Below are 19,383 nucleotides of genomic sequence, written 5' to 3' on the forward strand. Positions count from 1 at the left end.
GATCCTTGTTGCGTGCGCGCTTGCCCTCACGGCATGTGGCCACGCAGTGACGGCGGAACCTCCCGCCGCCGCGCGCACGCAAACCCAGTCGCACACCCCCGCGGCAGCGCCCCTCGTGGCGACGCCCGAGGTCTGCCCGCTGCCCGACAGCGGGTTCGAGTGCGGCTTCCAGAAGCGGATCAAGGCGGCCCAGGACTACGCCGAGACCAGGCCGGGAACCACGGGCTTCGTGCTGCGCGACCGCAAGTCCGGCGCGATCTGGCGCAACGACCGCTCCGGTGACATGACGTGGACCGCGTCGACGATCAAGCTCGCGATGGTCGTGAACCTCCTGGAACGCCACCGCGCCGGCAAGATCAAGCTCAGCACCGAGGACCGCCGCCTGATGAGCGCGATGCTGCACACGTCCGACGACGACGCGGCCGACACGCTGTGGAAGCGCTACAGCGGCACGACGTTCAACGCGGCGTTCGGCAAGTACGGAATGACCGATCTGGTGCCGCAAAAGGGTTATTCGACCGCGTTCCCCTACTGGGGTTTCGAGAAGTGCACGGCGAACGACCTCGACCGCCTGATGAACTACATCCTCGACTCCGTGCCCGCGGACGACCGCGCGTACGTCCTCGGGCAGATGCGCGAGGTCGGGCCCGTGCAGCAGTGGGGCGTCTGGGGTCCCGACTCCGGCGTCAAGAACGGCTGGTCCGAGGAGGAGGGCGGCTGGGTGATGAACTCGGTCGGGTTCGTCGGCGCGGACGAGCGGTACACGCTCGCGATCATGAACAACCTCAAGGGCGAGGGCGCCTACGACGAGGGCCGCGCGACCGACACCGAGATCACGCGCATCCTGTTCCGCTAGCGCGGCATCGGTTCGAAGTGGAACGAGCGGATGAAGCAGTCGCGCGGCTGGTTCACCGCGAACAGCACGCAGTCGGCCACGGACCGCGCGGTGAGCACGCCGTCGCGCGCCGCGTCGTCGCTGTTGTCGAAGTCCGGCGGGTACAACGCGATCATGCGAATGCCTTCGGGTCGCAGCCGTTGCGACATGATCTCCGCGTACCGCCCCTGACCCGCCTTGGCGGCGTGGAACGCGGCGTGCGCGATGTGCGCGGGATCGCTGCGCGACTCGGCCTCCAGCGACACGAGCGTGACGACGTCCGGGCGTTCAGAACGCCGCAGCAGGGGCAGAAAACTCTCGGTCATCAGCACCGTTCCGGCCGTACCGGACAAGATCGTGCGCACGATCGCGTCGTCGTCCACCTGGGACTCCGCCAGGAACGCCGCACCGTTGTTGACCAGCACGTCGACGTGGCCGAGCAGCTCACCGGTCCGCGCGGCACAACCCCGGACCGACACCGGGTCCGTGAGGTCGCACCGCAGCGCCAGCGCACCGGGCACCAGGTCGCGAGTGCGTTGTGCGGCAGAGAGATCACGGGCCGTCACGACGACCGTCGCGCCCTGCTCGGCGAACCGCTGCGCGATCGTGCGCCCGAAACCCCTGCCGCCACCTGTGACCACCACGTTCATGACCGAGATGCTGCAACCTCGATCCCGGTGGAGGTCAAGCCGCCGGCGAACGGCGTGCGCCGTCAGCCCTGGATCGACTCCCACAGGCAGAGCACGGTGCCCTCGCTGTCCTTGACGTACTGCGAGAACCCGTGGTCGCCCACGCGTTCCTTGGCGTTGAGCACAGTGCCGCCCGCCTCCACGACCTTGCGCGCCACGACGTCGATCACCGGCACCTCGATGATCAGCACGGGCCCCTGCACGAACTCGGTCCGCGGCGAGATCCCGCCGTCCGCGTCGGCCACGTCGACCGGCTCCCCGTCCGTGTCGACGAGCACGTAGTCGAACGGCAACTGCTGCGCCGACCACCCGAAGACGTCGCGGTAGAACGCCGTCGCACGGCCGAGGTCGTCCGCCGGCAGCTCGAACTTGACCCGGCTCATCGCGCGAGGTCCGGCACCTGGGCGACGAGTTCCTCCGGCGCGGACAACCGCCAGGCCTCGAACACCAGCTCCTTCATCTCGTCGGCCTCGATGCCTTCGAGGTGCACCACGACCCAGCCGAAGCCACCGGACGTGAACTGCTCCTCGAACACCTCGGGCCGTTCGGCCACGAGAGCCCGCTGCTCGGACAGCGTCTGCTTCAGCCCGACCGTCTGCGTGCGCGGCCAGTAGTAGCCGAACACCTTGCCGCGCACGCGGAACGTGTCGTACTGCTGACCCGACGACCGCCGCGCCTCGGCGAGCCCGTCCACGATCTTGAAGAGCTGCTTGTTCGATGTCGCCACTGCCGACCCCCAAAGCCGAAGGCGGAAAGTATAAATCCGGCTTTCAGGACGCGGACGCGGTGAGCCTCCCCAGGTGGTCGACGACCAGTGCGGCGTGGGACAGCGGGGTGCTCAGGTCCTCGACGTCGCCGTTGGTCGTGTAGTCGAGCAGCACGACGTCGGCGGACTCGGCCAACTCGCGCAGGCGCTCGACCTCTGCCCGCAGACGATGTGCCAGGACCCAGCGGTAGGCAGGTAAGTAGATCTCCTGACGAGCCGTGCGGTAGTCCAGCAGCCGCTCGCCCGCGAGGCCCGCGCGGTGCCCGCGGACCGGCCCGAAGCGCCGGACCGTGCGCTTCAGGCCCTTCATCGACGTCACCGCGAGCTTCGACGGGTCGACATCGGCCCCCTCGAACACCTTCAGCGCCTGCCACAGCCCCTCGACGGACTCACTCGTCACGCCGGGCGACAACGGCACCGGGATCTGGCCGTGCGGGAAGAACGGGCTGAAGCGCACCCACGGCTCGGGGCCGCGGGAGGTCACGTCGATGACCACCGCGTCCGGGCGGTTCACCTTGCGGCGCTTGCTCGCGACTTCGATCGGCATGACCCGAGCATGGCAGGGGGGTCTGACAATTCTGGACGGTCAGCGCACCGGTTGGGCGGTCAGGGTTGTCGTTGACGTGACACGGCTGCGTTGGGTCAGCACGACGCAGACGAGCACGACGGCCGCGGTGACGAGGGCCGGCCAGCCGACCGGTTCACCCAGGACGAGTGCCGACCACAGGAGCGTCAGCACGGGCTGGGCCAGCTGGATCTGGCCGATCTTGGCCACGCCGCCCGCGGCCAGGCCCGCGTACCAGGCGAAGAAGCCCAGGAACATCGAAATCAGTGACACGTAAGCGAAACTGAGCCACACGACGGTGTCAGCGCGTGAGAAGTCGGCTGTGTACAAGGAGATCGGGATCGTCACCGGCAGCGAGACGACCAGTGCCCAGCAGACGGTCCTGGCGCCGCCCAGCTCACGGGAGAGCGCGCCGCCCTCGGCGTATCCCAGGCCGCACAGCACCACGGCGATCAGCAGGTAGCCGTCGGCCAGGCTCAGCGAGCCGGAGAAGCCACCGCCGGTGGCCACGAACGCCAGCACCGCGAGCAGTCCGGCGCCACTGGCGAGCCAGAACTTGAGGGGCGGGCGTTCGGAGGCGCGCAGGACCGCCCAGATCGCCGTGGCCATGGGCAGCACGGCGATCACGACGGCGCCGTGGGCCGAGGTCTGCGTGGTGAGGGCCAGGGACGTGAGCAGCGGGAAGCCGACCACGATGCCGAGGGCGACGATGAGCAGGCGGCGGACCTGCGTCACCGACGGAAGGGGCGCTCGCGATAACGCGAGGTAGGCGATCGCCAGGAGGCCGGCGACGAAGGCACGTCCGAACGCGACGAACCACGCGTCCAGACCTGCCACTGCCAGGCGGGTCGCTGGCAGGGAGAAGCTGAAACCCAGGACGCCGAGCGCGCCGAGTGTTACCCCCGCTGGCACGATAACGTTACTCTTGGCTCTCATGGATGAGGATAACGCAGCCGCCCGCGTTATCGAGCACCTGAGAGCAGCGGCACGGTCCGGTCGCGCCGGCGACCGCATGCCCTCGGTGCGCGAGCTGATGGCGCGGCATCGGGCGTCGCCCGCGACGGTCCAGCAGGCGATCCAGCGCGTGGCCGCCGAAGGACTGGTCGAGGTGCGCCCCGGCCGTGGCAGCTACGTCGCCCCGCGGACGGCGGCGACGAGCCACGACCTGTCGTGGCAGGCCGTCGCGCTCGGCGAGGGCAGGCCCGGCGAGGACCTGGTGGCGAACCTCGTCGCGGTGCCGAAACCCGAGGCGATCCCGCTGACCAGCGGCTACCTCGACCCCGATCTGCAGCCGACCGACGCGCTCGGCGCCGCGCTCAGCCGTGCCGCACGCCGCCCCGCCTCGTGGGGGCGCGTCCCGGTCGAGGGCAAGGAGGAGCTTCGCGCGTGGTTCGCGAAGGAGGCGGGCGGTGAGCTCAGGGCCGGCGACATCACGGTGTGCGCGGGGGCCCAGGAGGCACTCGCGACGGTGTTCCGCGGGCTCGGCGACCGCGGTGACGCCGTGCTGGTCGAGTCGCCCACCTACCTCGGCGCGATCGCGGCGGCGCGCGACGCCGGGCTCAAGGTCGTCCCGGTGCCGGCGGACCAGGACGGCGTGCGGCCGGACCTGCTCCAGGCCGCCTTCGAACGCACCGGCGCGAAGGTCTTCTACTGCCAGCCGCTGCACGCGAACCCGCACGGCGCGGTGCTGTCCGACGAGCGGCGCACCGAGGTCATGCGGATCGTCCGCGGCGTGGGCGCGTTCCTGGTCGAGGACGACTGGGCGCGCGGCTTCACCATCGACGGCACCGCGCCGCCGACGCTGGTCTCGCAGGACACCGACGGCCACGTCGTCTACGTCCGCTCGCTCACCAAGGTCGCCGCGCCGGGCCTGCGCGTCGCCGCGATCGGAGCCCGCGGCCCGGCGGGCATCCGGCTGAAGAACACCCGTTCCCGGCAGGACCTGTACGTGGCGGGGCCGTTGCAGGAGGCGGCGATCGACTTCGTGACGTCCCCCGTCTGGCGCCGTCACCTGCGCACGCTCCAGCAGTCCTTGAGGTCCAGGCGCGACGCTCTGAGGCGCGCGCTCGGCGAGCACCTGCCCGAGCTCGAGATCGCGAGGTCGTCCGGCGGGCTGCACCTGTGGGCACAACTCCCCCACGACGTCGACGACCTGGAGCTCACGACGGCCGCAGCCGCACGTGACGTCGTGGTGTTCCCTGGCCGGCCGTGGTTCGCCGCTGAACCGCCGGGCAGTTTTCTCCGTTTGACCTACGGAGGCGCACCTGAGCACGTGCTCGCCGAAGGTGTCCGGCGGCTGGCCGACGCCATGGTCGCCGTGCGGCGATGACCGCTTCGGGTGAATTGCATCGTTCGTTAACTTGACTCATTCCAGAAAAGGCGGCAGGGTGGGGCTGTGCCCACGGCTTCCGATTTCGAGCGCCTGCTGCGTGGAGCGTCGCTTCGGGTGACGGCCCCGCGGATAGCAGTGCTGTCCGCAGTGCACTCCCACCCGCACGCCGACACGGACTCGATCATCGGCGTCGTGCGTCAGAACCTCGGCGCGGTCTCCCATCAGGCCGTGTACGACGTGCTCCGAGCGCTGACCGGAGCCGGCCTGCTGCGGAAGATCGAGCCCCAGGGCTCGGTCGCCCGCTACGAGGCGCGCGTCGGGGACAACCACCACCACGTCGTCTGCAGATCCTGCGGTGCCATCGCCGACGTCGACTGCGCAGTCGGCCACGCGCCCTGCCTGGACGCATCCGACGACCACGGCTTCGTCATCGACGAGGCCGAGGTCATCTACTGGGGCTCCTGCCCCGAGTGCACGACCGCCGCGAAAAGTTCCTGAACACCCGGAAGGATTCCCGTGTCCGACAGCACTGACGCCAAGCTGAGCGAGCTGAACGTGGAGGAGGCCGGCGGATGCCCGGTCGCCCACGGCCGGCGCAGCCACCCCAGCGAGGGCGGCGGCAACCGAGACTGGTGGCCCAACCAGCTCAACCTCCGGATCCTCCGCAAGCACCCGGTCCAGGCGGACCCGTTCGGTGGTGAGCTCGACTACGGCCAGGAGTTCCTGACCGTCGACCTCGACGAGCTGGCGCGCGACGTCGACGCCGTGCTGACCGAGTCGAAGGACTGGTGGCCCGCGGACTTCGGGCACTACGGCCCGTTCATGATCCGCATGGCGTGGCACAGCGCGGGCACCTACCGCACCCACGACGGCCGCGGTGGGGCCGGCGCGGGCATGCAGCGCTTCGCTCCGCTCAACAGCTGGCCGGACAACGGCAACCTGGACAAGGCCCGCCGTCTGCTGTGGCCGGTCAAGAAGAAGTGGGGCAAGAAGGTCTCCTGGGCCGACCTCATGATCTTCACGGGCAACCGCGCCCTCGAGACGATGGGCTTGAAGACCTTCGGCTTCGCCGGCGGCCGCAACGACGTGTGGGAGCCGGACGAGGACGTCTACTGGGGCCCGGAGACCGAGTGGCTCGGCGGCGACACCCGCTACAGCGGTGAGCGCGACCTCGAGTCCCCGCTCGCGGCCGTCCAGATGGGTCTGATCTACGTCAACCCCGAGGGCCCGAACGGCAACCCGGACCCGCTGGCCTCCGCCCGCGACATCCGCGAGACGTTCGGCCGCATGGGCATGAACGACGAGGAGACCGTCGCGCTCATCGCCGGCGGCCACACCTTCGGCAAGGCGCACGGCGCCGGCGACCCGTCGCTGGTCGGTGCGGAGCCCGAGGGCTCCGTCATGGACGCGCAGGGCTTCGGCTGGATCAGCACGCACGGCACCGGCAAGGGCCGCGACGCCATCACCTCCGGCCTGGAGGTGACCTGGACGCAGAAGCCCACCGAGTGGACGAACCTGTTCTTCAAGAACCTCTTCCAGTTCGAGTGGGAGCTCACCAAGTCGCCCGCGGGCGCGCACCAGTGGAAGCCGAAGGACGGCGCGGGCGCCAACACGGTGCCGGACCCCGAGGACGGCACGCTCAACCGCACGCCGATGATGCTGACCACGGACCTCGCGCTGCGCTTCGACCCGATCTACGAGCCGATCTCGCGCAAGTTCGCGGAGGACCACGAGGCGTTCGCGGAGGCCTTCTCCCGTGCGTGGTTCAAGCTGACCCACCGCGACATGGGCCCGATCCAGCGCTACCTCGGCCCGCAGGTGCCGCAGGAGGAGCTGATCTGGCAGGACCGCCTGCCCGTGCGCGACTACGAGCTGATCTCCGCCGAGGACGTCGCGTCGCTGAAGGCGAAGATCCTGGAGACCGGCCTCTCGATCTCGCAGCTGGTCAAGACCGCGTGGGCCTCGGCCTCGTCGTTCCGCCAGAGCGACAAGCGCGGTGGCGCCAACGGTGCCCGCATCCGCCTCGAGCCGCAGCGCGGCTGGGAGGTCAACGAGCCCGACCAGCTCGCCCAGGTGCTGCGCACGCTGGAAGGCGTGCAGGAGGCCTTCAACGTCGGCCAGACCGCCGGCAAGAAGGTCTCGCTGGCCGACCTGATCGTCCTCGGCGGTGCCGCGGCGATCGAGCAGGCCGCCAAGGCCGCAGGCCACGACATCGAGGTGCCGTTCCTCGCGGGCCGCGTGGACGCGTCCCAGGAGCAGACCGACGCAGAGTCGTTCTCCGTCCTGGAGCCGAAGATCGACGGCTTCCGCAACTACCGCGGCAAGGGCCACCCGCTGCCGTCGGAGTACCTCCTCGTCGACAAGGCGAACCTCCTCGGCGTCTCGGCGCCGGAGATGACCGTGCTGGTCGGCGGCCTGCGCGTGCTGGGCGCCAACCACGGCGGTTCGCAGGCGGGCGTGCTCACGGCCAAGCCGGAGACGCTGACCAACGACTTCTTCGTCAACCTCCTCGACATGGAGACGGAGTGGAAGTCGGTCACCGAGGACGAGGAGAACTTCGAGGGCCGCGACCGCGCCACCGGTGCCGTCCGCTGGACCGCCACCCGCAACGACCTGGTGTTCGGCTCGAACTCCGAGCTGCGCGCCGTCGCCGAGGTCTACGCGAGTGACGACGCCGGCACGAAGTTCGTGCAGGACTTCGTCGTCGCGTGGAACAAGGTCATGAACGCGGACCGCTACGACGTCTGATCCCGCCCCACCCCAGGTGCCCCAGGCCACTCCCCCGGCCTGGGGCACCTTCGTGTCCGGCGCCTTCGTTCCGGTGAACATCGGCAGCGACGGAGCGTTCCAAGTAGTTGCCCGAGTGGGTTCGGCGTCGACCGCTGCCAGTCTTCCCCCACGGGAACGCCAGCACGTCCTCGTGTCCTCGGAGCCGTACCTGCTGATCAACCCGGAAGAGCACACCGGCCACCACCGCACTGAAGTCCACACGTTCGAACGCTGAGCAGCCGGCCGGATCGTGTTGTGCGGCAACGTCATCGCTTGACGCGCGGTAAGACCTGCGTCGCCTCCGGGTCGCCCTTCGAGCGCTGGCGCAGGCGGGTGACGACGAAGAGGACGACGGCCGTGGCCACGGCGACGATCACGAGCTTCTGGAAGACACCGGCGTAGGACTCGACCCGGTGCCAGTTCTCGCCCAGCAGATAGCCCGCCCCGACGAAGATGGTGTTCCAGATCAGACTGCCCGCTGTGGTGAGCACGAGGAATTTCGGGAGGTTCATGCGTTCCACTCCCGCGGGCAGGGAGATGAAGCTTCGGAACAGCGGCACCATTCGGCCGAAGAAGACGGCTTTGGTGCCGTGCCGGGTGAACCAGGCTTCGGTCCTGTCGAAGTCGGTCACGCGGACCAGCGGGATTCGGGCCACGAGGTTGCGGGTTCTGGTGCGGCCCAGGAGCATTCCCGCGAAGTAGACGATGACGGCTCCTGCCACCGAGCCCACGGTGGTCCAGAACAGCGCCGCGGGCAGGCTGAACACGCCTTTGCTCGCGGAGAAGCCGGCCAGGGGCAGCACCAGCTCGCTCGGGATCGGCGGGAACAGGTTGTCGAGGCCCACGACCACGGCCGCGCCCACCCCTCCCAGTGACTCCATCAACGAGACGGCCCATTCAGCCAGCATTGGTTTCCCTTCAGGCGACGGTGAAATCGGTCGGGGTCCACGTTAGGAATGGGGAAAGGGCGGGACCATGAGGTTGTCCGTCGGGAATCGTGGGGGAAACCGCAGGGGCATACTGCGGTAAACCACAATGCCGGGGGGCTGGGGCGTCAGTACGGTGGTGAACGTGCATCAGGGGGAGCGGCTCGGCGCGGGTTCGTTGGTGCGTGGCTGGTTCCGGATGCTCGTGGGTCTCACGATCGGGTCGCTGACGGGACTGGCCGGTCTCGCCGCCGCGGCCACCGGTGTGGGCGTGGTCCGGCTGACCGAGTACGAGCTCGACAGGATCACGCGGTTCGACCGGGCCGTGCACACGAATCCGCTGACGCGCCAGGGCTGCCGTCGTTACCTCGCGGTGCGGTGGCTGGTCGGTGCGCTCGGCGCCTGCGTGATCTGGTTGCTGGCGTCCTGGTACGTCGTCGGGATCTCGATGGTGACGGCGTGGCTGTTCGACGGCGACTGGGCGCTCATCGAGGAGTCGGACCAGGTGACCCTCGGGCTGATCGCGGTGCTGGCGATCCCCGGTGCGGTGGTCATCTTCGTGACGACGGCCGGCGTGGTCGGCGTGGCGGTGCTGGACCGGTGGCTCGCCACCACGATGCTCGGGACCAGCCAGCAGACGCTGCTGCGCGAGCGGGTCGCGGAACTGACCAGCACGCGGGCCGAGGTGATCGAGGCGATCGACGACGAACGGCGGCGCATCGAGCGCGACCTGCACGACGGCGTCCAGCAGCGGCTCGTGGCGCTCGGCATGCTGATCGGCCGGGCGAAGCGGGCCAGGGGTGAGGAGCAGTTGCAGGAGTTGTTGCGGCAGGCGCACGACACGGCGGGCGAGGCCATCGACGAGTTGCGCGAGGTCGCGACGCGCGTCTACCCGGCCGTGCTGGACGACTCGGGGCTGGACGCGGCGCTCGAGGTGCTGGCGGAACGGTCGAGCGTGCGCGTCGAGATCAGCAACAGGCTCGTGTCGTCACCCGGCACCGCACTGGAGGCGGTGATCTACTTCGTGACGTCCGAGGCCGTCACCAACGCGGCCAAGCACGCGGACCCGTCGCTGGTCGAGGTCCACGTCCGGCCGGACGGCAGGGGTGGCATCGCGATCGTCGTGCGGGACGACGGCATCGGCGGCGCCGACCCCACCGGCACCGGGCTGTCCGGGCTCGCGAGGAGGGTCAAGGCGGTGGACGGGGCCTTCGAGGTGACCAGTCCGCCCGGCGGTCCCACCACGATCTACGCGAGGCTGCCGTGCGAGTGATCCTGGCCGAGGACTCGACACTGCTGCGCGAGGGCCTGATCCGGCTGCTCGCCGAGGAGGGGCACGACGTCGTGGCCGCCGTCGGCACCGCGCCGGAACTGCTGAAGGCCACCGAAGAACACCGGCCGGACATCGTGGTGACGGACGTCCGGATGCCACCGGACCACAAGGACGACGGCATGCGCGCCGCACTGGAGATCCGGGAACGCTGGCCGGAGGTCGGCGTGCTCGTGCTCTCGCAGTACGTGGAGAACCGCTACGCCACCGAGCTCATCACCAGCACCGGCGGCAAGGTCGGCTACCTGCTCAAGGACCGGGTGGCGCAGGTCGACGAGTTCCTGGAGGCGCTGGACAGGGTCGCGGCGGGCGGCGCGGCGTTCGACCCGGAGGTCGTGCGCAGGCTGCTGACCAGGACGACGCACGTCGACCCGATCGAAACGCTGACCGCGAGGGAGAAGGAGGTCCTCGAACTGATGGCCCAGGGCCTCACCAACGCCCGCATCTCCGCGCAGCTGCACATCTCGCAGAGCGCCGCGGAGAAGCACATCAACGCGATCTTCGACAAGCTCGGCCTCTCCGGCTCGTCCGGCCTGAGCCGCCGGGTGATGGCCGTCGTCCACTACCTGGGCAGCTGATGAGCATCGAGGACCTGCTCACCACGCCGGGCGCGAAACTGGAGCGCGGCACGTTCAACGATGCCGTCGTGGTGAAGGGGAAGTGGGTGGCGCGGTTCCCCCGCCAGGACCTGCCCGACGCACGGCGCCGCGCGCGAGCGCTCCGGCGGATCTCGCGGCTCGGCCTGCCGTTCGCCGTGCCGGAGGTGATCGAGGACCGGCTGGACCTGCCCCTGGGCCAGGCCCACGTCGTCATCTCGTACCTGCCCGGCAAGCAGGCGCGGACCGCGGGCGACGACGCGGTCCGCGAGGTGCTCGACGCGCTCGCGGAAGTCGAGCCGGACGAAGAACTCCATGCCCTGCTTGACGAACCACTGCACCACGCCGGTGGCCGGCACGCGGCGGAGACGATCACGGAACTGGTGTTCCCGCTGCTCGACGCCGACGAGCGCGCCCAGGCCGCGGATGTCCTGCGGCGATTCGCGGACCTGCCACCGGCCACGGGCTTCGTGCACGGCGACCTGGCACCGGTGAACCTGCGCTGGCACAACGGGAAAGTCAGCGGGATCATCGACTGGGACTTCGCCTGCGCGAGCGATCCCGCCCTCGACGCGGCCGCGTTCGCGAGCTACGGCTGGCCCCTGGTCAAGCGGATCAGGCCGGACCAGTACGAACGGGCCCGCACGCACGCCGCGATGTTCCCGCTGACCGGCGCGGTGTCCGCGATCCTCCAGCACAGCGACCCGGCGAGGTTCCTCGCCTGGTTCCGCCGCCGCTGCGCGGTCCGCGAGCACCCACCGGCCGACTGAAGGACGCGGGTGTGCTCACCGTCACAGACGTCTTCGAGCGCGGTATTCGTGCCCCTGGTCAGCGGAATCGCGCTGCTGAGGGCCGCCAGGCGGCGGACTTCACCCGGACGGAGGACTTGATCACTATGATGGGTGAGTGCCCCTGAGTCGTCGACCTCTCGCGTCACTCGCTGCGCTCGCGCTGGTCAGTGCGGTCACGGCATGCACCAACGCAGCGGTCGGCGACCCAATCGGAGCACCGGTCGAGCAGCAGAAGCCCACGTCGACGAAGAAGGCACCGGCTCAGGCGCCCCCCAGGGACAGGATCAGGCTCAGCGTCGAGAACGGCCGCCAGAGCGCCGGCACCGTGATCGCCGGGGCCGGGGACGCGCCGTACAACTACGCGCCCGCCGTGATGGTCGACAACGGCAAGGTGCGCGCGTGGTGGTGCAGCCAGCTGAGCGCGGCACCGCCCGGCGGTGACGACATCCTCTACAGCGAGGGCCCGGCCGTGGGCGGCCCGTTCTCGACGGCGGTCCCGGTGTTCTCGGGCAGCGGCGGCAGCTTCGACGCGATGCACACGTGCGACCCGTCGCTGATCAAGATCGGCAACGTCTACTACATGTATTACACGGGCGCCGCGCGGGACAACCACGCGAACGGCAGCTCGGTCGGCGTCGCCTCCAGCAAGGACGGCATCACCTGGACGCGGGAGGCGGGCGGCCAGTCGATCGTCGCCCCCGCCGGGGACAACATCCGCGAGAACACCTACGGCGCGGGCCAGCAGTCGGCGATCTACCTCGACGGCTGGGTGTACCTGATGTTCACCGACACCACCGGCCTCGCCTCGCACCAGAACGGCGCCGGCCAGTACGTGCTGCGCTCGAAGGACCCGACGTTCACCAAGGGCGTCGAGGCACTGGGCAAGCAGGGCTTCAAAGCGGTGACGTCGAACAACGGCCCGCGCACGCGGTCGGTGGTCGAGGCCTTCAGCGCGGACTGGATGTGGATCGAGGCGGCGTCGTCGTTCGCCATCGCCCACGAGACCGACGAGGGCACCACCATCACGTTCTGGAACAGGGACTTCACCCGCCACCCGTTCGAGGCCGTGCTGATCCCCGGCGCCTGGGAGGAAGGTCCCGGCCTGCTGCGCACGCCGGAAGGCCACGCGCCGGCCGACGGCAAGGACCCGTGCGGACGGGTGGGGCTGGACGTGCTGCGCGGCACCGTCGAGGGTCCGGCCGGACCGACGAACATCTCCCACTTCGGCCTCGACGCGGTCGGGATCAAGGGCTGCGTCACCGCGACCGAGGTGAAGGCGCTCAACGGTTTCGCGGTGCCTTCGCCGGAACGCACGCTCGACGTCGTCGTGGGCGGCAACGTGATGCGCTTCGAGCGCCGTTCGGTGGCGGAGAAGTTCGCGCGCGGTGTGCTCGGCACCCGGCCGCAGGGCGTCGACGCGCTGAAGCTCGCGTTCACCGTCCCGGCCGGCGCGCCCGCGGTGACCAACCCGGCGGGCCAGGTCGGGCTGCTGCTCGACGGCAAGCTGTGGGTCGTCGGCTCTGCCGAGGTCGCGACGCTGAACTCGTCCACGATCACCCCGGTGTCCGCTGATCAGTGGGCCCGGTACGAGCGCCTGCCGGATCTCGTCCGGCGCTGACCGGATACGTTCTCCCCGGGGTTGACAGCGGACATGGGGGACCGACTGGTGGCAGTCACGACGCAACGGCCCGGCGAGCTGGCGGACAGCCTGGTGCCGCTGCCGGACGAACCGCGGCACGAACTCGCGTGGCTGGGCCTGCTGTCGGCGTTCGTCGCCTCGGTGGCGTTCCTGCTGGTCATCCCGGCGGGCTGGTCCCGGCTCGACCACCTGTGGGCCGAGGACGGCGCCCGGTTCATGGTCGACGCGGTGCGCTCACCGGCGCTGGAGAACCTGGTCGACCCCTACGGCGGCTACCTGCACGCGCTGCCCCGCCTGGTCGCCCAGCTGGTCGCGGTGCTGCCCCTCGAGTGGACGGCCGCGGGGTTCGCGGTCTGCGCCGCGGTGCTGCGGGCGCTGGTCGCGTTGATCACTTTCTCGGCCTCCAAGGCGTACCTGAGGTCGACGCCGATGCGGTTCGCGCTGTCGGCCCTGGTCATCGTGCTGCCCGCGGGCAACTCCGAGACCTTGAACAACATGGCGAACCTGCACTGGTTCCTGCTCTACGGCGCCTTCTGGGCGTTGTTGTGGCGCAACGCCCCGCGGGTGCCGGTCGCGTTGTTCGTGGTCCTCGCCGCCCTGTCCAGCCCGCTGGTGTTCGTCCTGGCCCCGATCGCGCTCCTGCGGCTCCTCCAGCCGCGCAAGGAGGTGCCGATCGCGTTCCTCGCCGCTCTGGTCGTGCAGGGCCTGACGATGCTGTTCGCCTCCCGGACGCCGTACTCGCACGACGAGGTCGACCCGGTGCAGGTGCTGCTGGCGAGCCTGCTGCGGGTGCCCGTGGTCGCGTTCACGGGGTCGGAGCGGGTCAGCCAGTTCTACCCGTCGCACGGCAACCTGCTGATCCTCGGCGCGCTGCTGGCCGCCGCCGTGCCGATCGCCGCGGGCCTGTGGTTCGGCAACCGGGCCGCACGGGCGCTCGCGCTGGCCGCCGGCGCCTGCAGCGTGATCGTCATCGTCGCCTGCCTGGTGCTGAACTGGACGCAGGTCCTGCAGGTGCAGGCGCCGGAGGCCGTGATGGCCAGCCAGCGCTACAGCATCGCGCCGTGCCTGTTCCTGTTCACCGCGATCTTCGTGGGCCTCGACGCGACGCCGGGGAAGACCTGGCAGCGCCTGGTGGTGGGCGGTAGCCGCTACCTGATCGGGATCCTCGTGGTGGTCAGCATCATCACCCAGTTCCGGGAACCGAAGACCGTGCTGTCAGGCATTCCGTGGGACGAGAGCCTGGCGCGCGCACGTGCGGAATGCGCCGCGGGAGCGACGGAAGCCCGGTTGGAGCACGAACCTCGGGACTGGTTCTTCGTCGTCCCGTGCGAATCGGTGCGCTGACAAGCCCCGCTACGCGGTGGACGTGCGCCTGACGAAGTCCCGGAACGACCTCGCCGGCCTGCCCGTCACGTCCTGGACGGTCGTGGTGACCCGGTCCTCCGCTCCCCCGCGGATGTCCTCGTCGAGCCCGGCGAGGAGGGCCGCGAAGTCACGGGGCAACCCTTCGGCGATCCGTTCGGTCATCTCGGCGGTGCTGATCGACCGGTGCCGCACGGGCTTCCCGGTGACCGCGGTGATGATCGCGGCGGCATCGGCGTAGCTCAGCGCCTCGGGGCCGGTGATGACGTGATCGGTGTTGTGCGGCACCGGGTCCGTCAACGCGCGCGCGGCCACCGCCGCGATGTCGTCGGCGTCGACGAACCCGACCCGGCCGGCACCGGTGGCCGTGACGATCTCGCCCGCCCGGACGCCGGACGCGAGCGGGTGGTCGCCGGTGAAGTTCTGCATGAACCAGGACGGCCGCAGCACCGCCCATTCGGGCAGGGTGCGCACGAGTGCGGGGAGAGCGCCCATCCCCGTGGCGCTCTCCGGCACCGCGGACGAGCTCAGCAGTACCACTCGCCGCACGAGCCGCGCTCGAGCGAGCAGCGACTCGACCACCGGGACGGGGTCGACGACTCCGATCGGGGGAATCAGGTAGACATGATCTATCCCGGCCAGGGCACCTTCAAACGTCGCCGGCACGTCCCAGTCGAACCGGACGTGGTCCGGGAGCACCGGTTTCCTGGTGCCGATGCGGGCGCCCGGCAGCAGGGAGGCGAGACGGCTGCCGGTCGTGCCGGTGCCGCCGATGACCAGCGTGTTCATGCCGGCAGCTCCTGTGCGAGAAGCGGGTTCCAGTAGTCGCGGTAGTGCGCGATCTCGCCGTCGCGGGTCGTGATGACCGCGATGTAGGAGGCCCGGTACGGCTTGCCCGTCGCAACGACGACCCCCTCGGCGTCGAACTCCGCGATGAGGACGTCCGGATCCGCGCTCTGGTGCACGACCTGCTTCGGGAAGCCCTGGATGTCGAGCATCTTCGGGTAGTCGCGCAGGTAGTCCTCGATCGCGGCGCGGCCCTCCACCCCGGCCGGCCAGCCGGGCGGGGCGAACGGGAACTCCATCACGCCGTCCTCGGCCCACAGGCCCGCGAAGCCGATCATGTCCTTGTCCAGCAGCAGTTGCAGTGCCCTCGGGATGAGGTCCACGGAAGTTCCTCCGAAAGAAATGGACGAGACGGTATCGTCCCGTCCATAACAGTAGGCGGGACGGGACCGTCTCGTCCAGTCCTATGATGTGCGCCATGACCAAGCGCACCCCGACCGGCGCCGCCGTCCTGCAGCCCCACGTGACGCAGGCGATCACCGACGCCGTGTTCGACGAGCTGGCCCTGCACGGCTACGGCCGGCTGTCGATGGAGGCGGTGGCCAAGCGCGCGGAGGTCGGCAAGAGCGCGCTGTACCGGCGCTGGCCGTCCAAACAGGACATGGTGGTCGCGGCGCTGTCGGAGTTCTCCGTGCCACTGGCCGAGGTTCCGGACACCGGCTCGTTGCGCGGCGACCTGCTGGCCACGGTCACGGCGGTGCGCGACTGGCTGACGCACCCGAGGTTCGCGACGATCCTGCCCGACCTCACCGCCGAGGCCGTCCGCACTCCGGCGTTGTCCGAGGCGATCGCGGCGACGATCGGCGAACCCCGGCGCGCGCTCGGCGCGGTGACGCTGCGGCGAGCGATCGACCGGGGCGAGCTACCGGCTGATCTCGACTTCGAGATCGCGCTGGACCTGGTCGCGGCACCGGTCTACTGGCGGCTGTCCGTGCGGCGCGCCGAGGTCGAGCCCGACTACCTCGAACGGCTCGTCGACCACCTGGTGCGCGCGCTTCAGTGCTGATAGCTGGGGTAGTCGACGTATCCCGCGGGAGTCTGGAACCAGGTCTCCTGGTCGGCACCGGCGAGCGGCAGCCCCAGGCGGAACCGTTCGACCAGGCATCGGTGAGCTGGCGGAACGCACGGGCGTGAGCGTGCGCGCGTTGCGCTACTACGAGGAACAGGGCCTTCTCGCGTCCGAACGCAGCGGGAGCGGCCAACGGCGTTATGCCGAGAACGCCGTCGACCGCGCGGCTGATCCAGCAGCTCTACGCCGCCGGAATCTCCAGCACGTCGATCCTGGAGATGCTGCCGTGCGTGGTGACGGGGGTGGCGGCACCGGAGGTCCTGGCCAAGCTGCACGGGCACCGGTCGTCGGTGGTGAAGCAGATCGAGGAGCTGCAGGAAACCCTCCTGCAGCTCGACACGGTGATCGCGGGCGCCACCAAGACCTGCGCGACCGGGGTGCCGTGCCCGCCCAGCTGAGCGGGCACGGCACGGACGTCAGATCGTGGCGGTGTCGATCACGAACCGGTACCGCACGTCGCTCGCCTGCACCCGCTCGTAGGCGGTGTTGATCTCGTCGGCGCCGATCAGCTCGATCTCCGAGCCGAGGCCGTGCTCGGCGCAGAAGTCCAGCATCTCCTGGGTCTCCGCGATGCCGCCGATCATCGAGCCGGCGAGCGTCTTGCGTCCGCCGAGCAGCCCGAACAGGTTCAGCGAGATCGGCTCCTCCGGCGCGCCGACGTTCACGATCGCGCCGTCGGTCTTGAGCAGCCCGAGGTAGGTACCGAAGTCGAGCGGCGCGGACACCGTGGACAGGATCACGTCGAACGTGCCCGCGAGCTCGGTGAACGTCGCCGGGTCGCTGGTGGCGCGGTAGTCCTGGGCGCCGAGCTTGAGCCCGTCGTCCTTCTTGCGCAGCGACTGCGACAGCACGGTGACCTCGGCGCCGAGCGCGGCGGCGATCTTGACGCCCATGTGGCCGAGCCCGCCCAGCCCGACGACGGCGACCTTCTTGCCCGGCGCGACACCCCAGTGCTTGAGCGGCGAGTAGACGGTGATGCCCGCGCACAGCAGCGGCGCGGCCACGTCCAGCGGGAGCCCTTCGGGGATCCGCACCACGAAGTTCTCGTCGACGACGATCTGCTTCGAGTAACCGCCGTAGGTGACGTCGCCGTGGCGGTCGACACCGTTGTAGGTCATGGTGTTGCCGCCCGTGCAGTACTGCTCGAAGCCGCGCAGGCAGTTGTCGCAGTCGCGGCACGAGTCGACCATGCAGCCGACGCCGACGCGGTCACCGACGGCGTGGCGGGTGACCTCGGAGCCGACCTCGACGACCACGCCGGCGATCTCGTGGCCCGGGACCATCGGGAAGATGCCCTGACCCCAGCCCTCGTTGACCTGGTGGATGTCCGAGTGGCAGATGCCCGCGAACTTGATGTCGATCAGGACGTCGTGCGCGCCGACCGCGCGACGCTCGATGGTGGTGCGCTCCAGCGGTGCCTTGGGTGCGGGAGCGGCGTAGGCAGCGACGGTGCTCATCAGGTCTCTCCTCGTTGTCGTGTCCGTTGAAGACACTGCTCCGCTTCGAGGGCGCTACCCAGACACCTGTTCTTCGTACGACTGGCATGCCTACCACCAGCAGTAGCAGGCACGGTTTGCCCAGGCCGGGGATACTCGGGGCATGGACGTCGACCCGCGCACCGAGCTGAGCGAGTTCCTGCGCAGCCGCCGGGCGCGGCTGTCCCCCGACGACGTCGGGCTGCCCCGTTACGGCCGCACCCGCCGTGTGCCGGGCCTGCGCCGCGAGGAGCTGGCGCAGCTCGCAGGCGTCTCAGTCGCCTACTACACGCGTCTTGAGCAGGGCAACGGCCGCAACGTCTCGGACGAGGTGCTGGACTCGATCGCACGCGCGTTGCAGCTCAACGAGGCCGAGCAGACGCACCTGCGCAACCTGACGGCCTGCCCGTACGACAACAAGAAGAAGAAAAAGACCTCACGCGGCGTCCGCCCGGCTTTGAAGCACCTGCTCGACAACGTCGGCGTGCCCGCCTACATCGGCGGGCGCCGCTCGGACGTCCTCGCGTGGAACCCGATGGCCGCGGCGCTGTTCGGCGACTGGGCCGAGCTGGAGCCGCGCGAGCGGAACTGGGCGCGCTTCATCTTCCTCCAGCCCTCCTACCAGGAGCTCTTCGTCAACTGGGAGAGCAAGGCCGCCGACGTAGTCGGATTCCTGCGGATGGACGCGGGTTGCTACCCGAACGACCCCGAGCTCACCGCCCTGATCGGCGAGCTGTCGGTGAAGAGCGAGCTGTTCCGGCAGCTCTGGGCCAAGCACGACGTGAAGGAGAAGTCCTTCGGCACGAAGATGCTCCGCCACCCGCTCGTGGGCGAGATGACGCTGGCGTACGAGACGCTGCGGATGCCGAGCGAGCCGGACCTGTTCTTCACCACCTACCACGCGGAACCCGGCACGCCGTCCGCCGAGGCGCTGCAGCTGCTGGCCAGCTGGGGCAAGGACGCGACCCGCTCCGGTGAGTCTGTTAAGAACCGGACATGAGAACACCGCGTCTGGAGATCGAGTACTGCACCCAGTGCCGGTGGCTGTTGCGCGCCGGGTGGACCGCGCAGGAGCTGCTGACCACGTTCACCACGGAACTGGGTGAGGTCGCTCTGGTGCCCGGCACCGGCGGCGTGTTCGACGTGCGGCTCGACGGCGAGACCCTGTGGTCGCGCAAGGAGCAGGAGGGCTTCCCGGACCTCGCCGTGCTCAAGCAGCTCGTGCGCGACCGGGTGGCGCCGGAGCGTTCCCTCGGCCACACCGACCGCAAGAACTCCGCCGACGCCTGAGGAACGCCTGCTGTCGCAGCGAAGACCTGCGAATTCCCTGCGGCACGGATTGGCGGCTCGTAGG

Annotated in this window: 23 protein-coding genes and 1 pseudogene; 15 read left to right on the plus strand and 9 right to left on the minus strand. The window is 69.9% G+C overall.

Features of this window, described 5'->3' with window-relative positions; genetic code table 11:
- The first annotated feature begins 46 nt into the window (after window positions 1–46).
- Window positions 47–856: a serine hydrolase gene (locus SK571_RS25010; RefSeq protein ID WP_319986517.1), complete on the plus strand. Its 810-nt coding sequence runs from the start codon at window positions 47–49 to the stop codon at window positions 854–856.
- Here the strand turns inward: SK571_RS25010 and SK571_RS25015 are convergent.
- From SK571_RS25015 to SK571_RS25035, 5 genes are all read right to left on the minus strand, one after another.
- Entirely contained in the window at window positions 853–1,524 is a 672-nt protein-coding gene (locus tag SK571_RS25015; RefSeq protein WP_319986518.1) for an SDR family oxidoreductase, read from the minus strand. The two genes, SK571_RS25010 and SK571_RS25015, sit on opposite strands and share 4 nt — an antisense overlap.
- A gap of 62 nt (window positions 1,525–1,586) precedes the next feature.
- Entirely contained in the window at window positions 1,587–1,946 is a 360-nt protein-coding gene (locus tag SK571_RS25020) for a VOC family protein (RefSeq protein ID WP_319986519.1), read from the minus strand.
- Window positions 1,943–2,290 carry an MmcQ/YjbR family DNA-binding protein gene (locus tag SK571_RS25025; protein WP_319986520.1) on the minus strand — a complete coding sequence of 116 codons (348 nt, stop codon included), beginning with the start codon at window positions 2,288–2,290 and terminating at the stop codon, window positions 1,943–1,945. Before SK571_RS25025 ends, SK571_RS25020 begins: the two co-directional genes overlap by 4 nt.
- Window positions 2,291–2,333: 43 nt before the next feature.
- A complete protein-coding gene (locus SK571_RS25030) occupies window positions 2,334–2,876 on the minus strand; it encodes a DUF6939 family protein (protein ID WP_319986521.1) in 543 nt (180 codons plus the stop codon).
- Between the two features lie 39 nt (window positions 2,877–2,915).
- Entirely contained in the window at window positions 2,916–3,806 is an 891-nt protein-coding gene (locus tag SK571_RS25035; protein ID WP_319986522.1) for a DMT family transporter, read from the minus strand.
- Between the two features lie 22 nt (window positions 3,807–3,828).
- Between SK571_RS25035 and SK571_RS25040 the strand changes: the two genes are divergently transcribed.
- From SK571_RS25040 to SK571_RS25055, 4 genes are all read left to right on the plus strand, one after another.
- Window positions 3,829–5,223 carry an aminotransferase-like domain-containing protein gene (locus tag SK571_RS25040; protein WP_319986523.1) on the plus strand — a complete coding sequence of 465 codons (1,395 nt, stop codon included), beginning with the start codon at window positions 3,829–3,831 and terminating at the stop codon, window positions 5,221–5,223.
- Between the two features lie 66 nt (window positions 5,224–5,289).
- Window positions 5,290–5,724: a Fur family transcriptional regulator gene (locus SK571_RS25045; RefSeq protein WP_090068208.1), complete on the plus strand. Its 435-nt coding sequence runs from the start codon at window positions 5,290–5,292 to the stop codon at window positions 5,722–5,724.
- Between the two features lie 18 nt (window positions 5,725–5,742).
- On the plus strand, window positions 5,743–7,974 hold the full coding sequence (katG, locus tag SK571_RS25050) for a catalase/peroxidase HPI (RefSeq protein ID WP_319986524.1): 2,232 nt from the start codon (window positions 5,743–5,745) through the stop codon (window positions 7,972–7,974).
- A gap of 52 nt (window positions 7,975–8,026) precedes the next feature.
- Window positions 8,027–8,230, plus strand: coding sequence for a carbohydrate-binding protein (locus tag SK571_RS25055; RefSeq protein WP_319986525.1), 204 nt, complete (start codon window positions 8,027–8,029; stop codon window positions 8,228–8,230).
- A 31-nt stretch (window positions 8,231–8,261) separates the two neighbouring features.
- On the opposite strand, the gene SK571_RS25060 is transcribed toward SK571_RS25055, so the two are convergent.
- Window positions 8,262–8,903 carry a DedA family protein gene (locus SK571_RS25060; RefSeq protein ID WP_319986526.1) on the minus strand — a complete coding sequence of 214 codons (642 nt, stop codon included), beginning with the start codon at window positions 8,901–8,903 and terminating at the stop codon, window positions 8,262–8,264.
- 163 nt (window positions 8,904–9,066) lie between these two features.
- Between SK571_RS25060 and SK571_RS25065 the strand changes: the two genes are divergently transcribed.
- From SK571_RS25065 to SK571_RS25085, 5 genes are all read left to right on the plus strand, one after another.
- A complete protein-coding gene (locus SK571_RS25065; protein WP_319986527.1) occupies window positions 9,067–10,194 on the plus strand; it encodes a sensor histidine kinase in 1,128 nt (375 codons plus the stop codon).
- Window positions 10,185–10,829 carry a response regulator transcription factor gene (locus tag SK571_RS25070; protein ID WP_319986528.1) on the plus strand — a complete coding sequence of 215 codons (645 nt, stop codon included), beginning with the start codon at window positions 10,185–10,187 and terminating at the stop codon, window positions 10,827–10,829. Before SK571_RS25065 ends, SK571_RS25070 begins: the two co-directional genes overlap by 10 nt.
- The gene (locus tag SK571_RS25075) at window positions 10,829–11,617 is read left to right on the plus strand and encodes a phosphotransferase (protein ID WP_319986529.1); all 789 of its coding nucleotides are present in this window, start codon (window positions 10,829–10,831) and stop codon (window positions 11,615–11,617) included. The genes SK571_RS25070 and SK571_RS25075 overlap by 1 nt, the downstream gene beginning before the upstream one ends.
- A gap of 136 nt (window positions 11,618–11,753) precedes the next feature.
- Window positions 11,754–13,256 carry a glycoside hydrolase family protein gene (locus tag SK571_RS25080; protein ID WP_319986530.1) on the plus strand — a complete coding sequence of 501 codons (1,503 nt, stop codon included), beginning with the start codon at window positions 11,754–11,756 and terminating at the stop codon, window positions 13,254–13,256.
- 48 nt (window positions 13,257–13,304) lie between these two features.
- Window positions 13,305–14,621, plus strand: coding sequence for a hypothetical protein (locus tag SK571_RS25085; protein WP_319986531.1), 1,317 nt, complete (start codon window positions 13,305–13,307; stop codon window positions 14,619–14,621).
- A gap of 9 nt (window positions 14,622–14,630) precedes the next feature.
- On the opposite strand, the gene SK571_RS25090 is transcribed toward SK571_RS25085, so the two are convergent.
- Window positions 14,631–15,428 (minus strand): Rossmann-fold NAD(P)-binding domain-containing protein, encoded by a 798-nt coding sequence (locus tag SK571_RS25090; RefSeq protein ID WP_319986532.1) that lies wholly within the window; start codon window positions 15,426–15,428, stop codon window positions 14,631–14,633.
- Window positions 15,425–15,808: a nuclear transport factor 2 family protein gene (locus SK571_RS25095; protein WP_319986533.1), complete on the minus strand. Its 384-nt coding sequence runs from the start codon at window positions 15,806–15,808 to the stop codon at window positions 15,425–15,427. Before SK571_RS25095 ends, SK571_RS25090 begins: the two co-directional genes overlap by 4 nt.
- Window positions 15,809–15,903: 95 nt before the next feature.
- On the opposite strand from SK571_RS25095, the gene SK571_RS25100 reads away from it, so the two are divergent.
- The 3 genes and pseudogenes from SK571_RS25100 to SK571_RS25110 all read left to right on the plus strand — a co-directional run bounded on the left by SK571_RS25100 (window position 15,904) and on the right by SK571_RS25110 (window position 16,952).
- Window positions 15,904–16,491, plus strand: a complete 588-nt coding sequence (locus SK571_RS25100) for a TetR/AcrR family transcriptional regulator (RefSeq protein ID WP_319986534.1) — start codon at window positions 15,904–15,906, stop codon at window positions 16,489–16,491.
- A gap of 130 nt (window positions 16,492–16,621) precedes the next feature.
- Window positions 16,622–16,684 (plus strand): annotated as a pseudogene (locus tag SK571_RS25105) (MerR family DNA-binding transcriptional regulator); the annotation flags it as partial.
- Window positions 16,685–16,694: 10 nt separating this feature from the next.
- Entirely contained in the window at window positions 16,695–16,952 is a 258-nt protein-coding gene (locus SK571_RS25110; protein WP_319986621.1) for a MerR family transcriptional regulator, read from the plus strand.
- An 18-nt stretch (window positions 16,953–16,970) separates the two neighbouring features.
- Here the strand turns inward: SK571_RS25110 and SK571_RS25115 are convergent, their stop codons facing one another.
- Window positions 16,971–18,011 (minus strand): NAD(P)-dependent alcohol dehydrogenase, encoded by a 1,041-nt coding sequence (locus SK571_RS25115; protein WP_406602027.1) that lies wholly within the window; start codon window positions 18,009–18,011, stop codon window positions 16,971–16,973.
- Window positions 18,012–18,153: 142 nt separating this feature from the next.
- Between SK571_RS25115 and SK571_RS25120 the strand changes: the two genes are divergently transcribed.
- Window positions 18,154–19,029 (plus strand): helix-turn-helix domain-containing protein, encoded by an 876-nt coding sequence (locus tag SK571_RS25120; RefSeq protein ID WP_319986535.1) that lies wholly within the window; start codon window positions 18,154–18,156, stop codon window positions 19,027–19,029.
- Window positions 19,026–19,319, plus strand: coding sequence for a SelT/SelW/SelH family protein (locus tag SK571_RS25125; protein WP_319986536.1), 294 nt, complete (start codon window positions 19,026–19,028; stop codon window positions 19,317–19,319). Before SK571_RS25120 ends, SK571_RS25125 begins: the two co-directional genes overlap by 4 nt.
- The last annotated feature ends 64 nt before the right edge of the window (window positions 19,320–19,383 follow it).

It is taken from the genome of Lentzea kristufekii, assembly GCF_033949925.1.
GTDB lineage: Bacteria > Actinomycetota > Actinomycetes > Mycobacteriales > Pseudonocardiaceae > Lentzea > Lentzea kristufekii.

What these genes read in the sequence shown, in the direction of transcription:
- SK571_RS25090 (WP_319986532.1), bottom strand. Translation starts at nt 15,428, where the DNA reads ATGAACACGCTGGTCATCGGCGGCACCGGCACGACCGGCAGCCGTCTC.
- SK571_RS25020 (WP_319986519.1), bottom strand. Translation starts at nt 1,946, where the DNA reads ATGAGCCGGGTCAAGTTCGAGCTGCCGGCGGACGACCTCGGCCGTGCG.
- SK571_RS25030 (WP_319986521.1), bottom strand. Translation starts at nt 2,876, where the DNA reads ATGCCGATCGAAGTCGCGAGCAAGCGCCGCAAGGTGAACCGCCCGGAC.
- SK571_RS25120 (WP_319986535.1), top strand. Translation starts at nt 18,154, where the DNA reads ATGGACGTCGACCCGCGCACCGAGCTGAGCGAGTTCCTGCGCAGCCGC.
- SK571_RS25115 (WP_406602027.1), bottom strand. Translation starts at nt 18,011, where the DNA reads ATGAGCACCGTCGCTGCCTACGCCGCTCCCGCACCCAAGGCACCGCTG.
- SK571_RS25060 (WP_319986526.1), bottom strand. Translation starts at nt 8,903, where the DNA reads ATGCTGGCTGAATGGGCCGTCTCGTTGATGGAGTCACTGGGAGGGGTG.
- SK571_RS25100 (WP_319986534.1), top strand. Translation starts at nt 15,904, where the DNA reads ATGACCAAGCGCACCCCGACCGGCGCCGCCGTCCTGCAGCCCCACGTG.
- SK571_RS25125 (WP_319986536.1), top strand. Translation starts at nt 19,026, where the DNA reads ATGAGAACACCGCGTCTGGAGATCGAGTACTGCACCCAGTGCCGGTGG.
- SK571_RS25110 (WP_319986621.1), top strand. Translation starts at nt 16,695, where the DNA reads ATGCCGAGAACGCCGTCGACCGCGCGGCTGATCCAGCAGCTCTACGCC.
- SK571_RS25075 (WP_319986529.1), top strand. Translation starts at nt 10,829, where the DNA reads ATGAGCATCGAGGACCTGCTCACCACGCCGGGCGCGAAACTGGAGCGC.
- SK571_RS25015 (WP_319986518.1), bottom strand. Translation starts at nt 1,524, where the DNA reads ATGAACGTGGTGGTCACAGGTGGCGGCAGGGGTTTCGGGCGCACGATC.
- SK571_RS25040 (WP_319986523.1), top strand. Translation starts at nt 3,829, where the DNA reads ATGGATGAGGATAACGCAGCCGCCCGCGTTATCGAGCACCTGAGAGCA.